Here is a 6,300-nt window from a genome sequence, read left to right as displayed (position 1 = left end):
GCTGGATACACCGATCCTTTACCACAAGCCCTGGTATTAACCGCTATCGTGATTGCCTTCGGTATGACCGCATTTCTTATCGTATTGGCATTAAAAGCCCGTAGCGAATTAGGCAATGATCATGTCGACGGGCTGCACCGATCCGACGATGAACTTAAAGCCACCAAGCACAACTCAGCAAAATCTGATTCTGAACGGAGTACATCATGAGTCCGTTTACTATTCTGCCGGTGTTATTACCATTGATTGGTGGCATCTTGCTGTTGATGGCACGTCCAGCCGGTATTCAGACACAACGCATTTTAAGCCTGATATTAATCAGCTTGCTGGTTGGCGTCAGTCTGGTCAGCTTTAAACTGGCAAGCACTGATGTCATGCAAGTGGTTTTACTCGGTAACTGGCAGGCGCCGTTTGGTATCGTCATTGTGCTGGATCGATTATCGGCAATGATGCTGCTACTGACCTCCCTACTGGCTTTAGCCGCATTATGGTATGCCATACGCACCGATACCGATAAGCAGGGACAGCATTTCCATGTTTTGTTCCAGTTACAGCTGTTCGGTCTGAACGGTGCGTTTATGACCGGCGACGTATTTAATCTGTTTGTCTTCTTCGAAGTATTACTGCTCGCCTCTTACGGTTTATTACTTCACGGCGGTGGACGTCTGCGTACCCGCGCCGGTCTGCATTATGTGGTCATCAATCTGGTGGGATCGACGCTGTTCCTGTTCGCTGTCGGTACGCTTTACGGCATTCTAGGCACGCTGAATATTGCCGATATGGCCATTGCGGTGCAAAACGTCTCTGCAGAAGATCAGGGCATTGTCGCCACAGCGGCCGTTTTACTTCTGGTCGTCTTCGGTATTAAAGCAGCGATGTTTCCACTTTATCTGTGGTTGCCCGGTGCCTATGCCTACACCTCAGCCCCGGTGGCTGCTTTGTTTGCCATCATGACCAAAGTCGGTTTGTATTCGATTATCCGTGTTCACGGGACTGTGTTTGGTGAAGCCGCTGGCGATTTAGCGTTTGTGCATATTCAATGGGTATTGTTACTGGGTTTAATCACCCTGACATTAGCCGCATTAGGTGTACTGGCAGCCAGAGCATTACGCCGTCAGGTCGCCTATTTGATATTAGCGTCGGTGGCGACGTTGATGATTGCTATCGGCATTAATAGCGAAGCCGCATTAACCGCAACATTCTATTATCTTATTCACTCGACTCTGCTCGGTGCAGCTATGTTTTTAATCGCCGACGTGATTCTGAGAGGACGCGGTATCTATGCCGATTCGTTTACCAAAGCCATTCCGGTTGATCGTCCAGTGTTAGTTGGTTCGGTGTTTATGCTGCTGGGGATTGCCTTAACCGGTATGCCACCGCTCTCAGGCTTTTTCGGTAAAGTGATGATTCTGAATTCCGCTCTGGCTCACCCCTGGTTTGCCGCTATTTTAAGTGTGGTATTGATTGGCGGATTAATCATGATCATCGCGGTATGTCGTTCAGGTTCTTTACTGTTTTACAGTGTGCAGAAGGATAAATCGCAACAGACTTCACCTTTGAATAAATCAGCGTTTATTGCTGTGGTGATGCTGATGCTGGTCAGCCCGTTAATGGTGATATTCGCTAAGCCATTGAACAATATGAGTGCTCAAATCGCTGCACAGTTGTACGATCAACAGGCTTATATTAATGCAGTATTAGACACGCTTTCTCATGGAGAAACCGGCAAATGATGTTTCGGCGCGTATTTCCCCATCCTTTACTCACCCTGATTTTATGGGCTATCTGGTTATTACTGAATAACAGCATGGATCCGGGTCATATTGTGCTGGGTGCTGCTCTGGCGATTTTTATACCCTGGTTGACGTCAAGTTACTGGCCGGAACAAATCATCATCCGTCATCCATGGATGTTGGTGCTTTATATTCTGAAAGTCCTGTATGAAATTCTGGTCGCTAACGCGGTGGTCGCTAAATTGATTCTCGGTCCGCAAAAAAGGCTTAACCCCGGCTTCCTGCACTATGAACTGCAATTAACCAGTCCGGTGGGCATCAGCCTGTTAGCCAATACTATTTCATTAACACCGGGCACAGTCAGTTGTGATCTCAGTAAAGATCGTCGGTATTTACTGATTCATGCTTTGCATATTGATGATGTAGCCGAGATCAAAGCTGAAATTCATCGAAAATTTGAGAAGCCATTGCTGGAGATATTTGTCGCATGCTGAATCTGGCCTTATCAATCGCATTTGTTATGGTCGCGATTGCGATCCTGCTGAGTTTTATCCGGCTGATTATCGGTCCCAGTGTGCCGGACAGAATCCTGGCGTTGGATACTTTGTATATCAATACCATTGCCCTGCTGATTCTGCTGGGAATTAACCTGCAGAGTGCCCTGTATTTTGAAGCAGCATTATTGATCGCTGTCATGGGTTTTATGGGAACGCTGGCGCTGAGCAAATATTTGCTGCGCGGCGACATAATGGAATAGAGACGATTATGCTTGAGTGGATATTAGCGATTTTGATTATAGTCGGGGCGTTTTTTACGCTGGTCGGTTCGATTGGTTTATTCAAACTACCTGATTTTTATATGCGCTTACATGGCCCGACCAAAGCCAGTACCCTGGGCGTTGGAGCGATTCTGATTGCCTCAGCGATTCATTTCAGTCTGAAAACAGATGGAGTCAGTCTGCATGAAATTCTGGTGACTTTATTCCTGTTTATCACTGCCCCGGTAAGTGCCCATCTGATGGCTAAAGCGGCCATTCATATTAAAGTCAAACAGGTGGAACGTACCCGCCAGCTTGAAGATTAACGTGTCGGAAATACGCAAGCCCCAAATCTGGGTCGATGCCGATGCCTGTCCGGTAGTGATTAAAGAAATTCTCTACCGCGCTGCCACCCGCACAGAGACTCACACCACTTTTATTGCCAATCACAGTTTACGTTTACCGCCCTCACCGTTTCTCAAATTCCAGCAAGTGCAATCCGGTTATGATGTAGCCGATAATGAAATTGTCGAACGTCTGATGAAAGGTGATTTGGTCATCACCGCAGATATTCCCCTCGCCGCCGAGGCGATTGAAAAAGGGGCCTTAGCCCTCAACCCCAGAGGCGAACTCTACACCACCGATACCATCAGTGCCCGCCTCACCATGCGTAACTTTATGGAAACCATGCGCAGCAGCGGCGAACAAATGGGTGGCCCGCCAGCCTTTAATCAACGCGACCGGCAGGCCTTTGGCAATCAGCTGGATAAGTGGTTACAGAAAGCCAGGCGTTGAGCTGAACCTGTTATGCAGTCTTGTCTATTGGGTTTATAATCCAAATTAAATCCGGTTTACCCATAGTCTTAATCACAGAGGCGCTAAAGGTAAAACACCATGAATAAATCCAAACGTTCTCAGACAAAGAATCTTAACGTCCCCATTGCCAGTACTGACGACAGCCAGATAATCCCTGAAAACTCAGTTGATGTCAGCAACAAATCAAGTGATGAAAATAATGACCCGTTTAAAGAACGTCGTGATTTGATTCTGACACATAAAGAAGCACAGGCTGCCAGCCCTGATGACATGGCTGCTTGCGGTGAAGAAGATATCGGTGCCGGGCTCGAGTTTCTAGTGACTAAAGACGATCACCATAAGTAACTGCCGCCCGGTTCAACCCATCCCTATTTTATCCCTCTTACTTTTTGCTCCCTATCCTTCCACAACGCATAAGCCACGATAACCCAACTCTTGAATCAGCTTACCGCAAAAGCTCGCTTGCGAGGTTTGACTTAAAGCAATAGAATGCTATTGATTCTCATTACCAAATAACATTCAGGAGCCTTTTGTGAGCAGTGCCCACTCTGTCAGCCACTTTAACGTGCAGGTGCTGTACAGCGAACATCATAACTGGCTGAAATCCTGGCTATATCAACGATTAGGTAACAGTGCAGAAGCCGCCGATCTGACCCAGGATACATTTCTTCGTCTGCTCGGTTTGCCTGCGTCACGTCACTTTTCCAGCAATGAACATGCTCGCAATTTTTTATGTGCTACCGCGAAAAATCTCTGTATTGATCTCTGGCGTCGAAAGGAAATTGAAAAAGCCTGGCACGATACGCTCTCAAGTTATCCCGAAGAAACAGCCCCATCAGCAGAACGCCAGGCGGCAGTGCTGGAAGCTCTGGAAGAAATTAACCTGATGTTAAGTGAGTTACCGACCAAAGCAGCCAAAGCCTTTCTGTTAGCCGTGGTCTGCCAGATGACGGATGCTGAAACAGCGATTCAATTGGGTGTTTCAGATCGCATGGTGCGTAAATACGTGGCAAAGGCCATGTTGGCCTGTCTGACATTACAGGCATCCCAAACCACCCGTGAGCTCATTTCCGAGCCACGTTTATATGGCTGAGCCCTCTCACAAAACACTTGAAGAGGCTGCTGAATGGTATGCCATACTTCGTGATGGCCAAGCCAGTGATGAACATAAGTCCAGTTGGCGTAAATGGCTTGATGCCAAGCCTGAGAATAAAAAGGCCTGGGGGTTCGTGGAAAAAATCAGCCACAATTTCGAAGCGTTGCAACAAACCCCGGATCCGCATGCCACCGCAGACAATCTATACAGTGCCAACCAACGACTACGCCAACGGCGGCGTCTTCTGAGTGGCATGATGAGTATTGCTGTCATTGGTTTTCTCGGCCAACTCAGCTGGAATAAAAAATGGCTCCCCAACAGCGTCATGGCTCTGGCGACTGATTATCACACAGGTGTCGGCCAACAGCGAAATATCACCCTGGCAGATGGCAGCCAAATCTGGCTGAACACGGCTACCGCGATCAATGTGGACTTCTCTGAACAGCAAAGACGTATTCAGTTACTTCATGGCGAGATCTATATTGAAACAGCAAAAGACCTCAACCGTTCCTTCATCGTGGACACAACGCATGGCCGGTTAACCGCTCTTGGCACACAATTTAATGTATTGAACCATCAGAAAGATATCGAACTCGCTGTCTATCAAGGTGCGGTATCCGTTCAGACTCATAATGATCAGCAAGCAAAACTTCAGCAGGGTGAAACAACCCGTTTCAGTACCCACCAGATTCAGCCAAAACAACCTGTCATCACAGCCCGACAAGCCTGGCGACAAGGTCTTTTAGTGGCTGAAGATATGACGCTGAAAGAGCTGATTGCCGAACTCAATCGTTATCAACACCGCTATATCAATATCTCTGATGAGATTGCTCAGCTGAAAGTCTATGGCAGTTTCCCGCTCAGTGATACGGATCGCGTACTGGTTATGCTGACCAGAGTTTTACCCATCCAGGTGCGTCAGGTTTTTCCAGGGTGGATTAAACTGGAACCAAGCCGAAGTTAAATTATAAATAAAATCAACATCTTGCAATTATTTCAATTATTTTTCAAATAATGGTTCCGGATTTGGACACCTCACCCGTTTCTATCTGTGTAAACACAAAAATAGATGAGGTAATACGAATGGTGAAACAACACCACCACAAACAACCAGCTAAAAACCGGCTCAAACCCCTGGCGCTTTCAATACATATTGTTGCTGTTTCCAGCATGGGGACACTGGGATGGCTTCCTGCTGCACAGGCAGAAACAAGTCAGGCTGCGGCTCAAGCCACGCAACAGTTTAATATCCCTGCCGGATCACTGAGTCAGGTACTGGCCCGTTTATCGGCACAGGCCGGCATCTATCTTGTCGGTGCATCAGAGTTAGCCAGTGGCAAAAGCAGTGAAGGTTTGCAAGGCACTTATACAGTTGAAAATGCCCTTGGCCGGATTCTCACCGACAGCGGTCTGGTGGCCGTAGCTCAGGGCGACAATAGTTACGCTTTGCAGGAAATCAATGAACAAGGTCAAAGTGTTACGTTATCTACGATGAAGGTTCAGGGGCTGGGAATGAATGGTTCTGCCGCCAATGCCTATCGGGTTGGCGATGTTTTCGCTGGTGCGCTGGGAAACCTGTCAAAGCAAAATACACCGTTTACCATTGAAACCTACTCTGAAGATTACATAGCCAATCTGCAGGCACGTTCACTGGGCGAGTTAACCAAATTTGATGCGGCTATCAGCTTATCAGGCAATAATCTGATCACAGAAAATAATGCTTTTTCCATTCGTGGTATCAGCCCGGATTTTGATACCGGACAGAAACTTGACGGAATGAATTTCCGCAGCCGTGCCAAAGACCTGCCGCTGGAACATCTTGAGCGGGTTGAGATCCTCAAAGGTGCCGGTGGTTTCCTTTATGGTTTCGCAGCGCCAGGCGGCATTATCAATTATGT

The 6,300-nt window shown here is 47.5% G+C and carries 10 protein-coding genes; all 10 read left to right on the top strand.

The window, feature by feature from the left end:
* The coding region (locus B3O33_RS04470) for an NADH-quinone oxidoreductase subunit K (protein ID WP_292363053.1) at positions 1 to 210 on the top strand (210 nt) is incomplete at its 5' end.
* Entirely contained in the window at positions 207 to 1,733 is a 1,527-nt protein-coding gene (locus tag B3O33_RS04465) for a monovalent cation/H+ antiporter subunit D (RefSeq protein WP_292362544.1), read from the top strand. The genes B3O33_RS04470 and B3O33_RS04465, both read left to right, overlap by 4 nt.
* Positions 1,730 to 2,227, top strand: coding sequence for a Na+/H+ antiporter subunit E (locus B3O33_RS04460; RefSeq protein ID WP_292362543.1), 498 nt, complete (start codon positions 1,730 to 1,732; stop codon positions 2,225 to 2,227). Before B3O33_RS04465 ends, B3O33_RS04460 begins: the two co-directional genes overlap by 4 nt.
* Positions 2,221 to 2,490 (top strand): K+/H+ antiporter subunit F, encoded by a 270-nt coding sequence (locus tag B3O33_RS04455; RefSeq protein WP_069295891.1) that lies wholly within the window; start codon positions 2,221 to 2,223, stop codon positions 2,488 to 2,490. The genes B3O33_RS04460 and B3O33_RS04455 overlap by 7 nt, the downstream gene beginning before the upstream one ends.
* Before the next feature lie 8 nt (positions 2,491 to 2,498).
* Entirely contained in the window at positions 2,499 to 2,816 is a 318-nt protein-coding gene (locus B3O33_RS04450) for a Na+/H+ antiporter subunit G (RefSeq protein ID WP_292362542.1), read from the top strand.
* 10 nt (positions 2,817 to 2,826) lie between these two features.
* Entirely contained in the window at positions 2,827 to 3,285 is a 459-nt protein-coding gene (locus B3O33_RS04445) for a YaiI/YqxD family protein (RefSeq protein WP_414673269.1), read from the top strand.
* 99 nt (positions 3,286 to 3,384) lie between these two features.
* Positions 3,385 to 3,651, top strand: coding sequence for a hypothetical protein (locus B3O33_RS04440; protein WP_292362541.1), 267 nt, complete (start codon positions 3,385 to 3,387; stop codon positions 3,649 to 3,651).
* A 187-nt stretch (positions 3,652 to 3,838) separates the two neighbouring features.
* Positions 3,839 to 4,399, top strand: a complete 561-nt coding sequence (locus tag B3O33_RS04435) for a sigma-70 family RNA polymerase sigma factor (RefSeq protein ID WP_292362540.1) — start codon at positions 3,839 to 3,841, stop codon at positions 4,397 to 4,399.
* Positions 4,392 to 5,366 (top strand): FecR family protein, encoded by a 975-nt coding sequence (locus tag B3O33_RS04430; protein ID WP_292362539.1) that lies wholly within the window; start codon positions 4,392 to 4,394, stop codon positions 5,364 to 5,366. The genes B3O33_RS04435 and B3O33_RS04430 overlap by 8 nt, the downstream gene beginning before the upstream one ends.
* Positions 5,367 to 5,485: 119 nt before the next feature.
* Positions 5,486 to 6,300, top strand: an 815-nt coding sequence (locus B3O33_RS04425) for a TonB-dependent receptor (RefSeq protein ID WP_292363051.1), incomplete at its 3' end; no start/stop codon positions are given.

This window comes from Methylophaga sp. UBA1464 (genome assembly GCF_002325665.1).
Taxonomy (GTDB): domain Bacteria; phylum Pseudomonadota; class Gammaproteobacteria; order Nitrosococcales; family Methylophagaceae; genus Methylophaga.
This window is presented reverse-complemented; position numbering and strand designations above follow the sequence as displayed.